This is a genomic window from Parashewanella sp. 2304DJ23-3 (assembly GCF_056591695.1).
Map to the genome: position 1 here is coordinate 1 of NZ_JBWQOH010000007.1, position 20,467 is coordinate 20,467.

At 39.1% G+C, this 20,467-nt stretch carries 18 protein-coding genes; 6 read left to right on the forward strand and 12 right to left on the reverse strand.

Annotated features, from left to right (window positions below; translation table 11 throughout):
• Window positions 1-166: 166 nt before the first annotated feature.
• Window positions 167-712: a D-glycero-beta-D-manno-heptose 1,7-bisphosphate 7-phosphatase gene (gene gmhB / locus AC1EU2_RS13225; protein WP_480298750.1), complete on the reverse strand. Its 546-nt coding sequence runs from the start codon at window positions 710-712 to the stop codon at window positions 167-169.
• Between the two features lie 168 nt (window positions 713-880).
• On the opposite strand from gmhB, the gene AC1EU2_RS13230 reads away from it, so the two are divergent.
• The gene (locus AC1EU2_RS13230; protein WP_480298751.1) at window positions 881-2,188 is read left to right on the forward strand and encodes an aminopeptidase P N-terminal domain-containing protein; all 1,308 of its coding nucleotides are present in this window, start codon (window positions 881-883) and stop codon (window positions 2,186-2,188) included.
• Between the two features lie 56 nt (window positions 2,189-2,244).
• On the opposite strand, the gene AC1EU2_RS13235 is transcribed toward AC1EU2_RS13230, so the two are convergent.
• The 5 genes from AC1EU2_RS13235 to AC1EU2_RS13255 form a co-directional block, all read right to left on the reverse strand.
• Complete coding sequence (locus AC1EU2_RS13235) at window positions 2,245-2,625, reverse strand: hypothetical protein (protein WP_480298752.1); 381 nt, start codon at window positions 2,623-2,625, stop codon at window positions 2,245-2,247.
• A gap of 70 nt (window positions 2,626-2,695) precedes the next feature.
• Complete coding sequence (locus tag AC1EU2_RS13240; protein ID WP_480298753.1) at window positions 2,696-3,085, reverse strand: hypothetical protein; 390 nt, start codon at window positions 3,083-3,085, stop codon at window positions 2,696-2,698.
• A 35-nt stretch (window positions 3,086-3,120) separates the two neighbouring features.
• Window positions 3,121-3,573 (reverse strand): N-acetyltransferase family protein, encoded by a 453-nt coding sequence (locus AC1EU2_RS13245; RefSeq protein ID WP_480298754.1) that lies wholly within the window; start codon window positions 3,571-3,573, stop codon window positions 3,121-3,123.
• A 116-nt stretch (window positions 3,574-3,689) separates the two neighbouring features.
• Window positions 3,690-6,761: an efflux RND transporter permease subunit gene (locus AC1EU2_RS13250; RefSeq protein WP_480298755.1), complete on the reverse strand. Its 3,072-nt coding sequence runs from the start codon at window positions 6,759-6,761 to the stop codon at window positions 3,690-3,692.
• Between the two features lie 3 nt (window positions 6,762-6,764).
• Window positions 6,765-7,844, reverse strand: a complete 1,080-nt coding sequence (locus tag AC1EU2_RS13255; protein WP_480298756.1) for an efflux RND transporter periplasmic adaptor subunit — start codon at window positions 7,842-7,844, stop codon at window positions 6,765-6,767.
• 121 nt (window positions 7,845-7,965) lie between these two features.
• Between AC1EU2_RS13255 and AC1EU2_RS13260 the strand changes: the two genes are divergently transcribed.
• A complete protein-coding gene (locus tag AC1EU2_RS13260; RefSeq protein WP_480298757.1) occupies window positions 7,966-8,898 on the forward strand; it encodes a LysR family transcriptional regulator in 933 nt (310 codons plus the stop codon).
• A gap of 63 nt (window positions 8,899-8,961) precedes the next feature.
• On the opposite strand, the gene AC1EU2_RS13265 is transcribed toward AC1EU2_RS13260, so the two are convergent.
• From AC1EU2_RS13265 to AC1EU2_RS13275, 3 genes are all read right to left on the reverse strand, one after another.
• The gene (locus tag AC1EU2_RS13265; protein WP_480298758.1) at window positions 8,962-9,462 is read right to left on the reverse strand and encodes a GNAT family N-acetyltransferase; all 501 of its coding nucleotides are present in this window, start codon (window positions 9,460-9,462) and stop codon (window positions 8,962-8,964) included.
• A 110-nt stretch (window positions 9,463-9,572) separates the two neighbouring features.
• The gene (locus tag AC1EU2_RS13270; RefSeq protein WP_480298890.1) at window positions 9,573-10,121 is read right to left on the reverse strand and encodes an NAD(P)H nitroreductase; all 549 of its coding nucleotides are present in this window, start codon (window positions 10,119-10,121) and stop codon (window positions 9,573-9,575) included.
• Between the two features lie 155 nt (window positions 10,122-10,276).
• Complete coding sequence (locus tag AC1EU2_RS13275; RefSeq protein ID WP_480298759.1) at window positions 10,277-10,870, reverse strand: HvfX family Cu-binding RiPP maturation protein; 594 nt, start codon at window positions 10,868-10,870, stop codon at window positions 10,277-10,279.
• A gap of 589 nt (window positions 10,871-11,459) precedes the next feature.
• Between AC1EU2_RS13275 and pflB the strand changes: the two genes are divergently transcribed.
• Together pflB and pflA are read left to right on the forward strand one after the other, a co-directional pair.
• On the forward strand, window positions 11,460-13,745 hold the full coding sequence (gene pflB, locus AC1EU2_RS13280) for a formate C-acetyltransferase (protein WP_480298760.1): 2,286 nt from the start codon (window positions 11,460-11,462) through the stop codon (window positions 13,743-13,745).
• 99 nt (window positions 13,746-13,844) lie between these two features.
• Entirely contained in the window at window positions 13,845-14,585 is a 741-nt protein-coding gene (gene pflA, locus AC1EU2_RS13285; protein WP_480298761.1) for a pyruvate formate lyase 1-activating protein, read from the forward strand.
• A 171-nt stretch (window positions 14,586-14,756) separates the two neighbouring features.
• On the opposite strand, the gene yfbV is transcribed toward pflA, so the two are convergent.
• Window positions 14,757-15,194 (reverse strand): terminus macrodomain insulation protein YfbV, encoded by a 438-nt coding sequence (yfbV, locus tag AC1EU2_RS13290; protein ID WP_129946388.1) that lies wholly within the window; start codon window positions 15,192-15,194, stop codon window positions 14,757-14,759.
• Between the two features lie 140 nt (window positions 15,195-15,334).
• Between yfbV and ackA the strand changes: the two genes are divergently transcribed.
• The gene (ackA, locus tag AC1EU2_RS13295; protein WP_480298762.1) at window positions 15,335-16,534 is read left to right on the forward strand and encodes an acetate kinase; all 1,200 of its coding nucleotides are present in this window, start codon (window positions 15,335-15,337) and stop codon (window positions 16,532-16,534) included.
• Window positions 16,535-16,596: 62 nt separating this feature from the next.
• The gene (gene pta / locus AC1EU2_RS13300; RefSeq protein ID WP_480298763.1) at window positions 16,597-18,729 is read left to right on the forward strand and encodes a phosphate acetyltransferase; all 2,133 of its coding nucleotides are present in this window, start codon (window positions 16,597-16,599) and stop codon (window positions 18,727-18,729) included.
• Window positions 18,730-18,756: 27 nt separating this feature from the next.
• Here pta and AC1EU2_RS13305 read toward each other — a convergent pair whose 3' ends face one another.
• Together AC1EU2_RS13305 and AC1EU2_RS13310 are read right to left on the reverse strand one after the other, a co-directional pair.
• On the reverse strand, window positions 18,757-19,920 hold the full coding sequence (locus AC1EU2_RS13305; RefSeq protein ID WP_480298764.1) for a hypothetical protein: 1,164 nt from the start codon (window positions 19,918-19,920) through the stop codon (window positions 18,757-18,759).
• A gap of 112 nt (window positions 19,921-20,032) precedes the next feature.
• A complete protein-coding gene (locus AC1EU2_RS13310) occupies window positions 20,033-20,464 on the reverse strand; it encodes a potassium channel family protein (protein ID WP_480298765.1) in 432 nt (143 codons plus the stop codon).
• Window positions 20,465-20,467 lie beyond the last annotated feature (3 nt).

Sequence of the window (20,467 nt, forward strand, 5' to 3'; positions counted from 1 at the left end):
ATTGATTTAATCAATCTCTAACTCGGCGTGTGCCGTGTCAGTGGTTGCGCATTATAGGGAGTCAGAGATTTTACGCAAGCGCTTTTTGATAAAAAAACTAGGTTTTCAGCACAACTGGATGGATTTTAATCTCAACGTTCACTTTTGCTCCGTTTTGTACTTATTTCTAACTATTTTTTAATAACTTTGGTAAATCAGCAATACTATTTATTACATTTGTAGCAGCAGTGGAGTTAATTTCACCTTTACCTGTCTTGACTACCACTCGAGTTGGAATATTAACATTTAGTGCTGCAAGCATGTCATCATGCTTATCGCCTACCATTACTGATTTCGCAAAATCAATTTTTAAAAAACTTGCGGCACTTTCTAGCATCCCAGATTTTGGCTTTCGACACTTGCAATCTTGCTTGTATTCTCCAATGCCTTTTACAGGATGATGCGGACAGTAATAGATACCATCTAACTCAACACCTTTATCTACAAAGTTCCAATCCATCCACTCAGTGAGTGCGTGAAAGTCATCTTCACTATATAAACCACGTGCAATCCCAGATTGATTAGTAACCACTATCAATTTGTACCCTAGCTCTTTGAGTTCTTTGCATGCTTCGAAGACGCCTTCGATATATTCAAAATCATCAACTCTGTGAACATACCCATGATCAACATTAATTACACCATCACGATCTAGAAATACTGCCTTATTCAATTGGGAACTCCATCCGAAAACTTTAAATAAACAATTAGGAGTATTATTTCATTCCTAATCGTTAATTGCACACTCCTATCTATTTAAATGGTCACCCATTGTTTGAAAAGCATACTTTATACAAATATAGTGGTCACAGAATTATAAATTTATAAGGATGTATTTTTTATGTCGTCTATATATAAGAAAAGAAGACAAACACTACTCTCTGAATTGCCCGAAAACAGCTTAGTGATTCTAGTCGGATACCAACAGAAGGTTCGCAGTAAAAACATTAAATACCATTTTAGACAAGACAATGACTTCTTTTATCTGACTGGTTTTAATGAGCCAGATTCTTTCGCATTGATATCCAAAAAGGATAACAAGGAAACCTTTACCCTTTTTTGCCGACCTAAAGATCCGCTTCACGAGGTCAACTTCGGTGAGCGTGCAGGAGTTAAAGGAGTTCTTCAATCCTTTCAAGCCGACCTGGCATTTGAAATAGCTGATTTCGATAAAGAATTGTTAAATCAACTAACCGACATTGAACATGTGTATTTAAGTGATGAACTTAATCGCATATCTTCTCAACTTATCCCATTACTTAATACTCAGCGTCATAACTGCCCGTTTGATGTGGTTAAGCAGTACCGCACACTAACGCCATTAGCAAAAATTATTCACCCGATGCGAGTGATAAAAGCAATTGAAGAAGTTGATTTGATAAAAGCCGCAGTCCAAGCTTCCACTAAAGCACATATTGATGTCATGCGCTCATGCTCTTCTGCGATAAATGAATCAGAACTATCAGCTCAGTTTATGAAATCTATTGCGGCATTTGGTTCAACTGAAGTTGCTTACCCCAATATTGTTGCTTCTGGTAATAATGCAATGTGTCTACATTATGAAGACAACAACGCACCTATTAAGTCAGGGAAAATACTATTAATTGATGCTGGTGCTGAGCTAAATATGTACGCTTCAGATATAACAAGAAGCTACCCTATTAACGGTGAGTTCACACAAGCTCAAAAACAAATATATCTGTTGGTTCTTTCAGCATTAGATGCTGCGATTGCTTTAGTTAAACCTGGAACACCTTGGAATGCCTTGCACGAAACCTGCATGGAAGTAATGTGCAAAGGGCTTATTGAACTTGGCTTTCTTGACATGTCTTTCGAACACGCCATGGAAACTCAGGCCTATAAAAAGTTTACTGTCCATAAGACTGGTCACTGGCTAGGTATGGATGTCCATGACGTTGGTCCCTATCATGACGAAAAAGGAAATTGGCGTAAACTCGAACCTAATATGGTTTTCACGATTGAACCAGGGATCTATATCCCTGAAGATTGCTATGACGTTCCCGAGTCCTACCGAGGGATGGGAATACGAATTGAAGATGATATTTTGGTGACCAATACGGGCTATGAAAACCTATCAGCTGCTGTACCACGGACAATTGAAGATATAGAAAAAATAATGGCAGGGTAAACATAAAATAAAAAAGGCACGTCGAATGTTCGAAGTGCCTAATAAAATATAACGTTTTATTTTACGAAATATAATCCACCGACAGCTGAGAGCCCTGTTATTAAGAAACCTAACATCTCTAGGTAATCTAATTTCTTATAAGGTTGACCTACAACAAAACCTAAATAACTTCGCCATACGAAGAAAAGAAGGTAGAGCAGAGAAATAAATGACATTAATCCAAAAATATGCATTTTAGAAATAACGTCAAATGCTGCTACTGCCAATACAGCCCCTGTTATTACATGTAAAACAACAATGTAACTAAAGTTGAACAATGCTAATTTATCTTTCTCTGAAGATAGCATTGTGTTCGCACCTGATATATAGTTTTTATTGCTCACTATGTGGCAATAAAGACAAATAGCTGCACCTATTAAACCCAATCCAAAGATCATAGTTTTCTCATCTTTTACTATAATTTTCCACTACACTCAGTATTAAGAACGAGGATCAGCGAAAATTATTTCACATTAACGCCATCTCCCAATAATCGAGACGTTTATCAGGATCTGATAGCAAAGTCATACATTGTTGCCTGTACTTAGCGATCATATCTTTTAATCCCGTTGAGTTCTTCATTACACTCATTTGTTGTTGCATCACTTTTTGGAGCTTAGCTTCTGCATCCTTATCATATTTTATTGCAATTTTAATCGCTAGTTTTTCAGAACCTTTAAGCCTTTCAGCAACGTTCTTCATCTGAGGCACATTCATTTGTTCCAGAGCATGACTACTGATTTGATAGTACGAAGCACATGACAACGCCTCATCCACTAACTTTTGCTCTGGAGTAGCTGCAAACACTGAAAAAGCTGGGAAGAGAAATACCAGCAGTAATTTCAATCCTGTTTTCATAAAAACCTCTTTATCGTATTAATATGCTAATAATATTAAATTATTTCGCACTCATATGATAAGAATTGATCATCACATTTAAACCCTAAACCTTCATAAAGGTTTTTCGCAATGAGGTTATCATGGTGAGTTTGCAGCTCTACTCGATTAACTCCCTCCATTCTTGCCATCGAGAGAACCTTCGCCGATAGTGCTTTCGCTATTCCTTTACGTCGAAAATTATGAGACACAAACAAGTCGTTAAAAACAAAAACTTTCTTTGCGAGTAATGATGAAAATGTTGGAAATACTTGGCAGAAACCACACAACTCACCTGATTCATTTTTAGCAATAAAAATTAATGCACTTTCTTCAGATATTCGTGACCTTATGAAATACTCAGCCAAAGATAAATCACTATTATATTCGTAAAATTGTCGGTATTTATCAAACAATATTGCGACTTGCTCTACGTCTTCCGGCCCAGCTCTCGAGATCTGATAATTCATTATGTTATCCATTTTGACATCAATGAATTAATAGTAAGACGGATTTTAACCGGTCGCTAAATTTTTGAATCATTAGATATAGCAGAGCTAGAGTTTAGCTCTGCTACTTAAGGTTACTATGCAGGAACTCTGATTTTAAAGAATACGGTATAAAGTACCGGCACAATTAACAGCGTTAAGATAGATGCAAAGCCTAAACCAAAGATAATCGTAATCGCCATTGACCCAAAGAAAGCATCACTGATCAATGGCAACATACCAAGCATGGTGGTAATTGCAGCCATTAGCACGGGTCGAACACGACTGACCGATGAATCAATCACAGCGGCATAGGGTTCTTTGCCATTGATCAATTCAAGGTTAATTTGATCAACCAAAACGATACCATTTTTAATCACCATCCCTGTCAGACTCAATAAACCTAACAACGCCATAAAACTAAACGGAGCATCAAATAATAGTAACCCAGCAACAATACCAATAAGCGATAACGGTACAGTGCACCAAATCACTAATGGTTGCCTTACTGAGTTAAACAACAACACCGTAATTAGAAACATGGCTAGGTAGCCCATAGGAATTGAACTGAATACGGCTTTTTGAGCATCACCTGCACTTTCGTACTCGCCACCCCACTCTAATTTGTAGCCATCAGGTAACTTGATTTGCTCAACTTTATTGCGCACTTTTCTGAATACAGAATCTGCGGTTTCATCAATGCCGAGTTTAGGGTCGGCCATGACTGCAATCATTCGTTTTCTATCACGACGGACAATTAATGGGTTTTCCCATTCAGTTTTAAACTCTGAAACAACTTGATTCAAAGGAACAAACGAAGATGTTTTACTGCTCCAAACTTGGATTTTTGAAACGCTATCAGCATCTTGCCTTTCAGCTTGTGGAGCGCGGGCAACAACCGGGTAAATATGGGAAGTATCACGGTAGCTACCAATCACTTTTCCTGAATAGTTTGTATGTAACGCATCATCAATTTCTGCTTTAGAAATACCTAATGCATGAGCTTGAGCTTCTGCTATTTGAGGGCGAATAATAGTGACTTGATTGCGCCAATTATGACGAATATTATCGGCTGTCGGTTCAGCCTTGAGTAATACTTCTGCTTTTGTTGCAAGCTCACGTAAAACGACGGGGTCATCACCATAAAAACGGGCTTCAATTTTAGCTGCTGGAGACGGACCGTTTTCTAAGGGCTTAAACCTAAACTCTGCTTCTGGGTATTTCTTTCTGAGTTGGTCTTGTAACTTAGGCATATAGTGCTTGAGAGAATCAAGATCTTTCATTTCAATCAATAGCTGACTATAAGCTGCATACCCTTTTTCTGGAGCATAAGGTAAAACAAAACGCTGCGCACCTTGACCAATCACAGTCGTTACGTTTTTAACACCAATTGTTTTCTCAGCTTCACTCTTGAGAACGTCCTTTTCAATTTGCTTCATATAATGTTCATTTGCTTTGATATCAGTACCTTCAGGTAGCCAAACATCAACAAAGAAAATGGGAGTATTAGAAGCGGGGAAAAATACGTTTTTAATATGGCCGAAGCCTGCAATAGCTCCACCTAGTGCTGCAACTATCAAAACAATCGTTACCGCTCGATGATGAATTGCGGCTGAGAGTGCATTTCGATATAGCGTGAATACGATGCCTTTATATGGATCGTTTGTTTCGTCATCCTCTTTTTGCTCACCATCTTTGAATGCTATATTGCAGAAGAAAGGCGTTAACGTAATTGCTGTAACCCAACTAATAGATAATGAAATAAGTAATACGTAGAATAACGACCGGCAAAATTCACCTGCAGCATTTTGTGAGAGCCCTATTGGAGCAAAGGCAATAATAGCAATAACCGTTGCACCTAATAATGGCCATTGTGTCTGGGTAACGATACCTTTAGCCGCTTGCAGTCTTGTTTGGCCACGCTTCAATCCAATAATTACCCCTTCGGTAATCACAATGGCATTATCCACCAGCATACCAAGCGCAATAATTAAAGCTCCAAGGGAAATGATCTGCAGTTCAATCCCCAGTACTTTCATTGCAATGAAGGTTCCCAGAATAGTGAGCAACAAAATTAGGCCCATTAAAATGCCGGAACGAATACCCATAAATAATAAAAGTACACCGATAACAATGGCAACAGACTCTGCTAAATTAATCACAAAACCAGTTACCGTAGTATCAACAACCTGCGCTTGATCGTAGACTTTATGTAATTCCATGCCCAATGGCTTGCGATCTTTTAGTTCTGTTAATCTTGCTTTAACGGCATTACCAACATCAACAACATTTACGCCTGACGAAAACGAAATGCCGACAGAAATCGCTGATTCACCTTCATTGTGATAAAGCACCCTTGGCGTTTCGCTATAACCTTTATAGACCTTCGCAATATCTTTTAGGTACACCAATTTAGTACTATTAGGTGGGCTTACAAGTAAGTTTCTTAAGTCGTCAATATTCTTAAATTCACCTGTTGGATGAATCCGAATCCGATTATTATCAATGAGGATACTTCCTGCATTCGATACGACATTTTGTTGTTGAATCGTTCTAAAAATTGAGGACGGACTGAGACCCAAACTCACTAACTTTTCAGGAGATATCTCTACGAAGATTTGTTGAGGGATATTACCTGTGACCGATACTTTTTTAACACCATCAACCAGCACTATTTCTCTACGTAAAAAGTCGGCGTAGTTCTTTAATTCTCTAGAGGTATACCCCTCACCAGTCAAGTTGTACAGTAAGCCAAAAACATCACCAAAATAGTCAATGACTTGAGGCTTTTGAACCCCTTGAGGGAACTGACCTTCTAAATCATTAACTTTACGCCGAACTTCATCCCAAACTTGTGGTAATTCGTCAGCCCCATATGAATCGTAAACTTCAATTTCAATTTGAGATAATCCAGCACTATTAATGGATTTTACATGCTTGACTGCATCTAATTGTTGAATCGCATCTTCAAGTGGTAACGTAACTTCTTCTTCAACTTGTTCCGGTGAAGCTCCAGGATATGATGTATTTACCAATGCCTGTTTAATTGTAAACTCAGGAAATTCTAGTTGTCCTAATCCCGTAAATGAAATTACACCACCAATCAGTAAAATCAATACGAACATCCAACTAATTACTTTTCTCTCAATGGAAAACTGTGCGATATTCATGGTCTAGACTCCACGTTCCCACTTTAAAGGCTTAACTTTCATATCTTGCGATAAATGTTGGATTCCAGCAGAAACGATTTGCTCTCCGGCCTTTAAACCACTAATGATCTGGATGCCATCATCGGTAATTTTTCCTAATGATATTTTTCGCTCTTTTACCTGCCCATTACTGAAAACCCAAGCTACAGATTCACCATTCGCATCAGCATTTTCGACAGCAGACAGGGGAACAACAGGATAAACATGGTCAGGCCCATCATTTGGTAAAATAAAAGTGACTTCAGCAGTCATACCTGGAAGTAGTTTCAAGTCTTTTGGTTGTGCAAGACTAAAAACCACTTCATATGCTTGAGTCCCTGGAGTGACTTGAGTCGTAAACTCCTTAAGAGTGACGGGATAAGTATGATTTTTATCGCCAATAAATTGTGCTGTGCTCTTTATTTTTTTATAACGTTCATTCACTGAATACTTGGCAACTAAAGACTCTGGAATTTGCACTTCTAAATCTACACTGTCATTTTTTTGCAGTGTTAACACTGTTTGATTTGCACCAACCACCTGGTAGTTATCCACGCTAACTTTAGCAACGATTCCATCAAATGGGGCGTAAAGATTAGTGTAACTAAGTTGATCTTTTGCAGAAGCCAACGCTGCATTAGCCGATTTTAGCTTGGCTTTAGCTGTATCGTAATTTGATTGAGAAATTAGTTTCTGTTTTAGTAACTTTTGCACACGTTTAAATTCAGCACTCGCTAGCTCATAATCTGCCTCACGGTTTAACAGATTATTTTTTGCATCTTTATCTTCCAGTTTTGCAAGTGACTGGCCTTTTTTAACTTGAACGCCTTCGAATGGCGGTCTTTTTTCCAAAACACCACTGATTCTGAATGACAAATCAGCCTGTTTGTTTGCCGCCACTTTTGCAGGATAAGTCCTAGCATTACGGCTTTCTTCACTAGGAATGGTAAATAGCTTTACTGGCTGAATAACTTCGCTAGAAGTCACAACTTCTTGCTTAGGACTACAGGCAGTCATAAACAACATGCTTGCAATTAAGATACTGATATATCGTGGCTTAAACATTTCAATAGATCCATATAGAAAATTGCGGAAATTATACTTCGAACTACCGTTGCAAAATATGGTTTTAAATGGGAATATTCGTTGCATAAAATGGAACGAATTTAGATGCAGGTAAAATTAAATGAAGACTGAAGATATCTCACTTTTCCACAGGATTGTCGAGAAGAAAAGCATTAACGATACTGCCGCTCAATTAAGCATTCCTAAATCGACAATCAGCCGTCGACTAAAGTCTTTAGAAGAAGAATTGTCTATTAAACTATTCCATCGCCACGGCAGAGAAATGGTTCCTACCGCAGCAGGAGAGCGATTTTACCAGCAGACTATTTCGATGATTTCTGAGTTAGAGAATCTGATCAGTGGCTTAAATACAGATAAAGCTCCGCTTTCAGGCAAACTAAGAATACAGATGTTACCGCTCCCTAAAGCAAGTCATCTGTATTCGCTCATATTTTCTTTTATAGACAAACACCCACAGATTGATGTGGAGCTGTTGGTGACAACAGAGCCGCTTGATATGGTGAAGCACAACTTAGATGTTGCTTTCCGAATTGATATCCAAACGGAAGATGCAGATCTTGTGGTACGTCCCTTATTTGAAAGGGAAGTCCATTTTTACGCTAGTCCAACATATATTGAAGAACATGGAGATTTGAGTACAGCATTAGATTTAGAAACACATAACTGTATTTTATATCGTTTCATGAGCAGTAAAGTGATTAACGATACGTCAGACTTCTCTAATCTTGGCAACATTAAGCTCAAAGGAAACTTGATTACCAATAGTGTGGCATTTGCAAAAATGGCCGCAATTGAAGGAAAAGGGATTGCTTGTTTACCTAATGACTTCGTGCAATCACAAGTAGAAAACGGTGATTTAATAAAAGTATTGCCAGAGATTGAATCTGTAACAGGAATATACAATATCGTCTACCCTTCAAGAGCCTATTTGAGCAGACCGGCTAAAGAGTTTATCAACTTCGTTCTGACAGAAGTGAGAAATAATGGCTTTGATTTTACCAGCAAATCTACCGATGAAGAATATTGGCTCTAGTACCCCATCCGGCTATTTTATTAGGCACTGAAACTGTCTTATGCAGCTGATCGGGGTACTAGCTTATCCCATCAAAAGCATTGGCTCATCTTCATCGGGCACCGCAATATCTCTCACATTTTTAAAGCCAACACTTTTTAAAACAGATTGTGAGCCTGGATTATCGTGCTTAACTAACGCCATAATCCTTTTAATGTTCATTTGTTGATAACCCCAATCAACCACGGCTTTAGCAGCTTCTTTAGCATAACCATTTCCCCAATAACGAGGAAGCAGTGCATAACCCAATTCAGGAAAGGACAAGTATTCTCGTTTAGTTAATCCTGCTAGACCAATAGCCTCACCTGTAGATTTCAAACTCACATGAAATAACCCAAAGCCATATTGTTGATAGCTGGTTTTAGGGCCATTCATTATATAAGCTTTAGCGTGTTCTTTACTTCTGACTCGGTTATCACCAATAAATTGTATGTAACCAGGTGAATTGACTATTTCGAAGATAAAGTCGAGATCTGAATCATCAACAAATCTTATCAATAACCTCTCAGTCGTGATCAGTGACATTCATGACTCCATATCAAAATATTTCAATGCTGTTAGTGTCTTCACTCAACTAACTTTAGCACTAAAATATTTTGATAAATGAATATGTAAAAAAATTAATGAATTAACGATTAAAGGTAACGCGTAAAATCTGCGCCTTTTTTTGAAGCTTTTTCAGGTACAGGGCTTGGTGGCATACCGATATAAAGAAAGCCTACGATTTCATCATTATCGTTAATTGCCATTTCACGCTTAACCGTTGTATTGTAGGCATATTCGCCTGTTCTCCAAATACTGCCTAAACCTAGAGTAAAGCAGGCTTGTTGCATTGCCATAACTGCACAACCCGCTGAAATTGCTTGCTCTAACTTAGGTACTTTTGCATGTGGCTTGTAGGTCGCAACAATAGCAATAATGGTCGGTGCTCTAAAAGGCATCATTGCTGCTTTATCAAGAGCTTGACGATGTGCGTCATTTCTTTTTGCAGCTTTGACTAAAATATCAGAAAACTTTTTAGTGCCCTCACCTTCGATCACGATAAATTCCCAAGGTGTTAAACTCGCATGATCTGGAACTCGAACCCCCGCATCTAAAATGAACTCTAACTGATCTTTAGTTGGGCCAGGCTCAATTAAGCGTGGAGATGAATGTCTGGTAAGAAGTAATTCTTTAGCTTCCAAAGTGATATCCATTATTTGAATTATTTTAGTTGAATATACAGTTACAGATTGAGAGATTCAATTCATTGAGAACAAAAATACGATGAACACATTCAAAATTGAAATGCAAAAAAGCCGCAACATTGTGCGGCTTTTTTAATTATCTTAGTAATGGATTACGCTAGACCGTTTTTCTTAGCGATGTAATAATCAAGGCTAAAGTAACGACCACCACCCATTATAAATACAGCGAATAACATTAAGAAGTAGGTAATCGCAAACTCAATACCGTTGTTCAATACAACAAAGTTTCCGGAAGAGGTTAACCAATCATAGTTACCATTTTCTTGTAAAATTTCTTTCGCACGAGATAACTTGTCTGCAGAAGCCATAACTTGCTCATTTGCTAACCAAGAGCTTGGGTCTGCAATTGCTAACCAGCCATTTTCCCAATGCACAGTAAATGCCGCTACTAACATAGTGACCATTAAAGGTATTGCAACTAAACGAGTTGCTAAACCAATCAGAAGTAAAGCTGAACCAACTAATTCTGTTGCAACTGCAAGTGTTGCCATCACAGCAGGAAATGGTAGGCCCAATCCCCAATCAGGATTACCAAACCAAGCAACGGTATCACTGAAGTGGCTGTATTTGTTGTAACCAGCTTGAAGTAAAATCGGAGCGAGATAAATTCTTAGAGCTAACGGCGCAAGCCCTTCAATGCTTCCTACTAAGCCAAGGAATTTTTTATAAAGTTGAGTTAAGTCCATGGATTGTCCCCATATACGCAAGAGTGTCAATTATCAGTGAAAGACCCTTAGACAGAGCACAAAATTTCACGTTAACCAAAATTTTTAGCAAAAAAGTATTTTTTCAAGTTTAACTATCGCTAAACTATAGTCTAAATTTTAATCTTTGCTTGTCCTTAGAATGATTAAATCAAATAGTGAGTGTATTCTTGCCATAGCAAGGGAATAAAGCGATTTTTCATTACATAAAAACATGCTATATCACTGTCAATTCTTTTACTTTTAACAGATCATTATTATTATTCTGAATTCCTGCTTAACCTTATCGCTTAAAGCATCACTTGGCACACAAAAAACCAAAATAAAGTACCGATAATGTGACATGACACAATGCTAATAATGGACAATTATGTTAGCATCACCATCAATTGGTAAGACCAATTACCCAAAATGTTATTTTGAATTGTTTTATGCTGTTTTTCATACAGTAAGAAACAAACCAAAATGTTATTTTTAAATGCTGACCAATGCCCTTGTAGCTTTCAGCTTCATTTTTTAAAGTTACAGTTCATAGGCCAATTTGCATTATTTCCAAATAGAAGGTAGTGGTATGACAACCGAAAATGCAGAATTATTCAGTAAAGCTTGGGAAGGCTTGAATTCAGGTGATTGGAAATCAGAAGTTAACGTCCGTGACTTCATCCAAAAAAACTATACGCCTTATGAAGGCGACGAATCTTTCCTAGCAGGTGCTACTGAGTCGACAAATACTCTGTGGGCTAAGGTAATGGAAGGTATCAAGCAAGAAAACAGCACTCATGCGCCTGTTGATTTTGATACAAAAATGGTCTCAACCATCACATCTCATGATGCTGGTTACATTAATAAAGACCTTGAAACGATTGTTGGCTTACAAACTGATGCACCACTTAAACGTGCAATGCTGCCTAATGGTGGTATCCGCATGGTCGAAGGCTCATGTAAAGCTTATGACCGTGAATTAGATGCTGATGTAAAATACGTCTACTCAGAGCTTCGTAAAACACACAACCAAGGTGTTTTCGATGTTTATACTCCAGAAATTTTAGCTTGCCGTAAATCAGGTGTATTAACAGGTTTACCAGATGCATATGGCCGTGGTCGTATCATTGGTGATTATCGTCGTATTGCACTTTACGGTATCGACTTTTTAATGCAAGACAAGCTAAGCCAATTCCACTCACTACAAGCTCAATTTGAGGCTGGTGAGAAAGTAGCTGAAGTTATGCAGCTTCGTGAAGAAATTGCAGAACAACACCGTGCACTTGGCAAAATGAAAGAAATGGCTGCTAAGTATGGCTTCGACATTTCCCGTCCAGCAGTAAACGCACAAGAAGCAATTCAATGGACTTACTTCGGTTACTTAGCAGCAGTTAAGAGTCAAAACGGTGCTGCAATGTCTCTAGGTCGAACTTCTACTTTCCTAGATATCTACATTGAGCGTGACATTAGAAATGGTGTAATCACTGAAGAACAAGCTCAAGAAATGGTTGACCATTTCGTAATGAAGCTACGTATGGTTCGTTTCCTACGTACTCCTGAATATGATGAGCTATTCTCTGGTGACCCAATCTGGGCAACTGAATCTGTTGCTGGTATGGGCTTAGACGGTCGTACATTGGTTTCTAAAACTAGCTTCCGTTTCCTAAACACGTTGTACACTATGGGCCCAAGCCCAGAACCAAACATCACTGTACTTTGGTCGGACAAACTGCCTGAAAACTTCAAAAAATACAGTGCGAAAGTATCTATCGATACTAGCTCTATCCAGTACGAAAACGATGACTTAATGCGTCCTGATTTCGAGTCAGACGATTACGCAATCGCTTGCTGTGTGAGTCCTATGATTGTTGGTCAGCACATGCAGTTCTTTGGTGCTCGTGCTAACTTAGCTAAAACTATGCTTTACGCTATCAACGGTGGTGTTGATGAAAAATCTAAAGCACAGGTTGCCCCTAAGTCAGACGCTATCACTGATACCGTATTAAATTACGATGATGTGATGGGTCGTCTAGATAACCTAATGGATTGGTTAGCGACACAATATGTGACTGCGCTTAACTCAATCCATTTCATGCACGACAAATACAGCTATGAAGCGGCATTAATGGCGCTACATGATCGTGATGTTCGTCGTACTATGGCTTGTGGTATCGCTGGTCTTTCTATTGCAGCAGACAGCTTATCAGCTATTAAATTTGCAGAAGTAAAACCTGTTCGTGATGAAAATGGTATTGCTGTTGATTTTGACATCAGCGGTGACTATCCGAAATTTGGTAACAATGATCCTCGTGTTGATGACATTGCTTGCGATCTTGTTGAACGCTTTATGGCGAAAATCCGCAACAAGAAGATGTACCGCGATGCAATCCCAACACAGTCTATCTTGACCATCACTTCAAACGTTGTTTATGGTAAGAAGACAGGTAATACTCCTGATGGTCGTCCAGCGGGCGCACCTTTTGCTCCGGGAGCAAACCCAATGCACGGCCGTGACGAAAACGGCGCAATTGCTTCTTTGACTTCTGTTGCGAAACTGCCATTTGCTCATGCGCAAGATGGGATTTCTTATACTTTCTCTATCGTGCCAAACGCACTCGGTAAAGATGATGATAGTCGTCGTAAGAACTTGGCAGCATTGATGGATGGTTACTTTGCTCATAACGATAACCGCGAAGGTGGTCAACATTTAAACGTTAACGTGATGAACCGTGAAATGCTTGAAGATGCCGTTGTTCATCCTGACAAGTACCCACAGCTAACGATTCGTGTTTCTGGTTACGCAGTGAGATTCAACTCACTGACCACAGAGCAGCAACAAGACGTTATCGCACGTACTTTCACTAAGTCTCTGTAAGACTTAACGCCACTGCCAACAGATTCGTTTGTTGGCAGTGTTATTTCTAAAATTCATCCGTTTGTATTTCAGAAATAGCACTATTTACTAGGTAAAATCATGGCAATTAATGGTCGCATTCATTCAGTTGAGTCTTTTGGAACTGTAGACGGTCCAGGCATTCGTTTTATCACCTTCATGCAAGGGTGTTTGATGCGATGCCAATATTGTCATAACCGTGATACTTGGGATTTAGACGGAGGCAAAGAGGTGACTGTCGACGAGCTTATGTCTCAAATCACAACTTATCGCCCTTTTCTTGAGTCCAGTAACGGTGGTGTAACTGCCAGTGGCGGTGAAGCGATTCTGCAAGCTGAGTTTGTTGCCGATCTATTTGAAGCCTGTAAGAAAGAAAATTTACACACATGTCTCGATACTAACGGTTTTGTGCGCAAGTACACAGCAGACATTGATAGATTGTTGGATAATACCGACCTCGTGTTACTCGACATTAAACAAATGGACGATGACAAGCACATCTTACTGACTAAAGTAAGTAATCATCGCACATTACAATTTGCAGAATACTTAACTAAAAAAAATCAGAAAACATGGATTCGATATGTTGTCGTTGGTGGATTTACTGAAGATATTGAGTCCGCAAAAAAGTTAGCTGAATTTGTAAAACCCATGACCAATGTAGAAAAGATTGAGTTACTCCCTTATCACGAGTTAGGTAAGCATAAATGGGAAGCGATGGGAGAAGACTATCAGCTTACGGAAATACATCCCCCATCACGAGAAGTAATGGAAGATGTGAAAAAAATATTTACCGATATGGGAATAAATGCGAGCTATTAGGAATTAAGTACCTTAGCATAAGTTTTTTCAGATTTATGGCGATCAAATTGAATGTTATGCAAGGCGCAACATAGAGCGCATAGCCGTAGCTATGCAACCGACGTTGGAACGCAGTAGAGTAATTAAGATGAACGCCAGAAAATGTAAGATAATTTATGGTCAGGTACTTTATTAAAGTTGTTCCCAATAATCGGGCTCAAGACGCTCAAAGGCAGTTTTTAGAAGCAAAGCGATATCGAAATAACAAGCTTTCGCAGTGAGCGGCTTACAATGAACTCCCATTGAAGTCAGTTTTGAGCAAAGCTCTTGTCCCCAACTAAAAATGGTTAACGGTAAAGGGTGCTCAGCACGCCAGCCCAGCCAAATGAGACCTTGGAGAGGCAAACTTAGAAAAAACAATGCATAACAAACGGCTTGTGGTAATGCATCCCAACCAGAAAAATAAAGCTGAGAGCCACAGCTGACAATGGCCAATAAAGGCATTGAAAAAATGGCAACCTGAGTAGCTTTGACTACTCGATATTCGGGAAAGAAATAACCTAGTTGTTTTACCATAGGCCAAGTTTTCATATAACGATGACCAGTACGTAATTTTTTTATAATTGTCATTGTTTGAAAGGTCTCCCGAATTAATACTTCTAATTTGAGCATAGCATAGCGAATGCTATCGAAACCAGTTTTCAAGCCCAAAACTGCTTTTTGGGCCATTTATGAATTAAATTTAATACACAATTGCAGAAGGTTTAACCATGTCCAATCAATTTGTTTTAGTGCTTAATTGCGGTAGTTCGTCACTAAAGTTTGCGGTTATGGACGCCCAAACAGGTGAAGACAGAATTTCAGGCCTAGCCGAATGTTTTGGCTTAGAAAATTCAAGAATTAAGTGGAAAACTAATGGTGAAAAGCAACAAGCTGATTTAGGTGCTTTTACCGCTCATCGTGAAGCAATTGAGTTTATTGTAAATAAAATCCTAGCTGCACAACCAGAGCTTGCTGAACAAATTCAAGCTATCGGCCATCGTGTAGTTCATGGTGGTGAGAAATTCACACACTCAGTCGTTATTGACGAGCAAGTAGTTAAAGGTATCGAAGCGTGTGTTTCTCTTGCACCACTTCATAATCCTGCTCATTTAATCGGTATTCGTGCAGCTCAAGCTTCATTCCCAAAGCTTCCTCAGGTTGCAGTTTTTGATACCGCTTTCCATCAGACAATGCCTGAAGAGTCATTCATTTATGCTCTTCCATATAAACTTTACCGTGAAAATGGCGTACGTCGCTATGGTATGCATGGCACAAGCCATTTATTTGTTAGCCGTGAAGCTGCAAAAGTTCTGAATAAAGATATTTCAGAGACAAATGTAATTTGTGCTCATCTAGGTAATGGCGCTTCAGTAACAGCGATTAAAAAAGGTAAGAGTGTCGATACCTCAATGGGATTAACACCACTTGAAGGGTTAGTGATGGGGACTCGTTCTGGCGACCTAGACCCTTCAATCATCTTTCACTTAGTGAACCAACTTGGCTATACACTTGATGAAGTAAATAACTTACTGAACAAGCAAAGCGGTCTACTTGGCATATCTGAACTCACTAACGATTGTCGTGGTATCGAAGAAGGTTACGAAGAAGGACATAAAGGTGCAAAACTAGCGCTCGAAATCTTCTGCTATCGCCTCGCAAAATACATCGCTTCTTATACCGTTCCACTGGGTCGTTTAGATGCGATTATCTTTACTGGTGGTATTGGTGAGAACTCTGATTTAATCCGTGAAAAAGTGCTCAACCATTTAAGCATCTTCAATTTCAATGTTGATAAAGCACGTAACCAAGCCGCACGTTTTGGTAATGAAGGTATCATCACTGCTGAGGGTAGCCCAGTTGCAATGGTCATCCCAACAAATGAAGAATGGGTAATCGCACAAGATTCAATTAAACTTATCAATAAATAAGTTACTTTATGTCGCCGCTGAACAGCGGCGTTTCTGTTTTACGCTGTCACTTTGGAGTCATTATGACGCGGAAAATTATGCTTGTCCCGATGGGTACTAGCGTAGGTTTAACCTCAATTAGTCTTGGCATGGTACGCGCTCTTGAGCAGCACGGCATTAAAGTGCAATTCTTTAAACCAATATCTCAACTGCGACCAAGTGATCATGGCCCTGAGCGTTCGACGACAATTCTCAGTACTTCACCTACGGTGAACCCGCTGGAACCTTTCTCAATGGGCCATGCGGAAAAACTTATCAGCTCTGAGCAAACCGACATTCTGATGGAGCAAATCATTGCTCGCACTTCTTCTTGTGCTCATAACACTGAACTATTGGTTATAGAAGGCTTAGTACCTACTCGACAACATCCATTTGCTGATGAGATTAACTCAGCAATCGCTAAAGCACTTGATGCTGATGTTGTATTTGTTGGAACACCTGGTACTGATACTCCTACTGAGTTTAATAGCCGTTTAAAGATCACCCACCAATCGTGGGGTGGTAAAAAGAACAAAAGCTTAATCGGCGCCATTATCAACAAAGTTAATGCACCTGTTGATGAAGAAGGTCGAACTCGCCCTGATCTATCCGAAGTATTTGATCCTGACGGTAATAACGAGCCGTCTGTTGACAGCTTTGATATGCCGAAGCAATCACCAGTTAAGATTCTGGGTAAAGTGCCATACAATGTTGAACTTGTAGCACCAAGAGCATCTGATTTAGCTAAACATTTGAGTGCAAAAATATTAAATGCTGGTGATATGCATACTCGTCGCCTTCGTAAGGTAACCTTCTGTGCTCGCAGTATTCCAAATATGGTTACTCACCTAAAAACAGGTTCACTGATTGTCACCTCAGGTGATCGCTCAGACGTGATTGTTTCAGCCTGCTTGGCTGCCATGAACGGCGTTAAAATCGGTGCTTTATTACTGACTGGTAGCTACGAGCCCGAACCTGAAATTTTAAAGCTTTGTAACCAAGCTTTTGAAACTGGACTTCCAGTATTTATGATCGATACCAATACTTGGCAGACATCATTAAATATTCAACGTTTTGACCATGAAGTGCCTGTTGATGACTCTGTGCGTATCGAATCTGTTCAGCAATTCGTTGCTGAGAGCATTGATTCAAGCTGGGTAGAAAGTATTGCTAAAGGCACACAGCGTGAACATCGTTTATCGCCACCAGCATTCCGTTATAAACTGACTGAGCTTGCACGTGCAGCAGCTAAAACGATTGTACTTCCTGAAGGTGAAGAACCAAGAACGATACAAGCTGCAGCTATTTGTGCAGAGCGTGGCATTGCCAAGTGCGTACTTTTAGGCAATGAAGATGAAATTCGTCGTACCGCTGAACAGCAACAAGTTGACCTCGGCGAAGGCATTACCATCATAGATCCAATAACAGTTCGTGATAACTATGTTGAGCCGATGCTAGAGCTTCGTCGTCACAAGGGCTTAACTGAGGTTGTTGCAAAAGAACAGTTAAAAGACAACATGGTATTAGGTACCATGATGCTTTCAAATAACGAAGTTGACGGTATCGTTTCTGGTGCAGTGAACACTACGGCTAATACGATTCGTCCACCGTTACAGCTAATTAAAACAGCACCGGGTTCGAGCTTAGTATCATCCATCTTCTTTATGTTGATGCCTGACCAAGTATTTGTATACGGTGACTGTGCAATTAATCCAGATCCAAACGCTGAGCAACTTGCAGATATTGCAATTCAATCAGCAGATTCAGCAAAAGCATTTGGCATTGACCCTAAAGTTGCCATGATCAGTTACTCAACTGGCACATCTGGAACAGGTAGTGACGTAGAAAAAGTGCGTGAAGCAACGGAAATTGCTAAAACAAAACGTCCAGATCTTATGATTGATGGTCCACTTCAGTATGATGCTGCTGTAATGGAAAACGTAGCTCGTTCTAAAGCACCAGACAGCCCTGTCGCTGGCCAAGCAACGGTATTTGTATTCCCTGATTTAAATACAGGTAACACGACTTACAAAGCGGTACAAAGAAGTGCTGACTTGATTAGTATTGGCCCAATGCTGCAAGGTATGCGCAAGCCAGTGAATGATTTGTCTCGTGGTGCATTGGTTGACGATATTGTTTACACCATTGCTCTGACGGCAATTCAAGCAACTCAGTAGCCTCAATACTTTAAGTCTCAGTAAGTATTAACTTGCTGAGACTGCTTTAATTACTAGATAGCTTTCTTGTTCAACACATTCAAAACCTTGAACTTCAATAGCTTTCGAAATTACATCATCCAAATATTTTAACGTTGCCCTGGTTCGTGTTTGATCAAAAAAATTAAAGGAAAACCTTTCTCTATCTATCGTTTTTCCATGCGTTTGCAAATAACCTTCTATGCGTTGCTTAATCGCTTCTAGATCTGTCTGATTTAAGCATTCAATTTCTTCATACAACTTTTTTAAAAGGGAAAACTTTTCCCTACCACTATTATCCTCCCTTAACGTACATAGTCTTTTATACAGCATCCTCAATACTCTCCATTTCACGCTTTTTTCTTCGTATTTTGAATAATGAGAAGGTAGAGAGAGAAGGGGGTAATTAGATAGCTCTTTTCCTAACTTGAATTGACCAGCTACTGGAAAAGAGTCTCTATAGTTAGTAGTAGGTGGAAAAGGCAACTTAACGAAATATGAAAATATTTGAGCAGCTGTAGTTCGACACGTATTGTTAAGACTAAGCATTGAAGCAGACTGTTTCATACTCTCCGCAGCAGATCGATGTTTTAAATACAGGGGTGATTCAGATAAATCACTTTTCAGCTGATGTAAAAACCAATAGTGATATTTACCATCATCCGCTAACCAATAACAACCTGGTTCATAGGTTCTAACTTTTTCCGATTTGCCTCCATTTTTTTTCACCCATTCAAGATGAGTTTTATGCATGCGTTCATAACGTTCATGAGGAATGAATGAAGACAGCTCAGACATAAATATCACAAACTCTCTATAAGTTTGCTCCGGAACATCTCTAAAGTCATAAGTATATTTAACCGTTAAGCTATTAGATGAAGATGTAAGTAAAAGCCCTTCTCTGAATATAGCAGCATCATATTTAGCTCCAAGAACCAAACCAGGAATACTGTGCTTTAAAGGCAATTTCCCAAACCTTGCTAGAATAAGATGAGTATTTAAGTGTTTTACGCCTGTAACGATAAAAGAGTGATCAGATATTTTCATTAAACCTAAAAAGTACTTACCACCATCTAAGCTCCCTACTACATCACCTTCATTAGGGAAACTACCATTATTAAACCATTGAGAATATGGGTCCGTTAATTTGGTATTACTCGTTACAGAGGCCATGAAAAACAGAAGAATAGAAAAATTTACTTAAGATTATCATCAAACTATTCGAATAATGTGTTAAGTTTTTTTAATTATATTCCAGAATTTTCAGACATAGCTGTACTATCAGTTAATCAAAATGCTCTTTCATTAGGTAACGAATCACGTCGATCAAGAAAGCTGTCGTTACACCAAATAACAACAAGCCCCCCATTGATTCAAAGCCACTTAATAACCTTCCTGATCCTGAAAGTACAATATCTCCATAACCAAGTGTCGTTGAAGTGACGATTGAAAAATATAGGGCATCACTTAATTGGTTAAACTCGCCAATATAGATATATAAACCCGCCCATAGCCATGCTTCAATGGCATGCAAAGCAATCATGATTAACATACTACCAATGACAATACCCATTACCGATAACGGCTTAGGTCTTTTCGATTTTACAGGCCAAAAATCTCGTAAAAAATGGGAGAGGTACACCAAACCACCAACATGGAAGAACACGCACAAGATGATCATTCCTGTTCCAATTGCAATTTGGTGTAGTAGAGACATAGT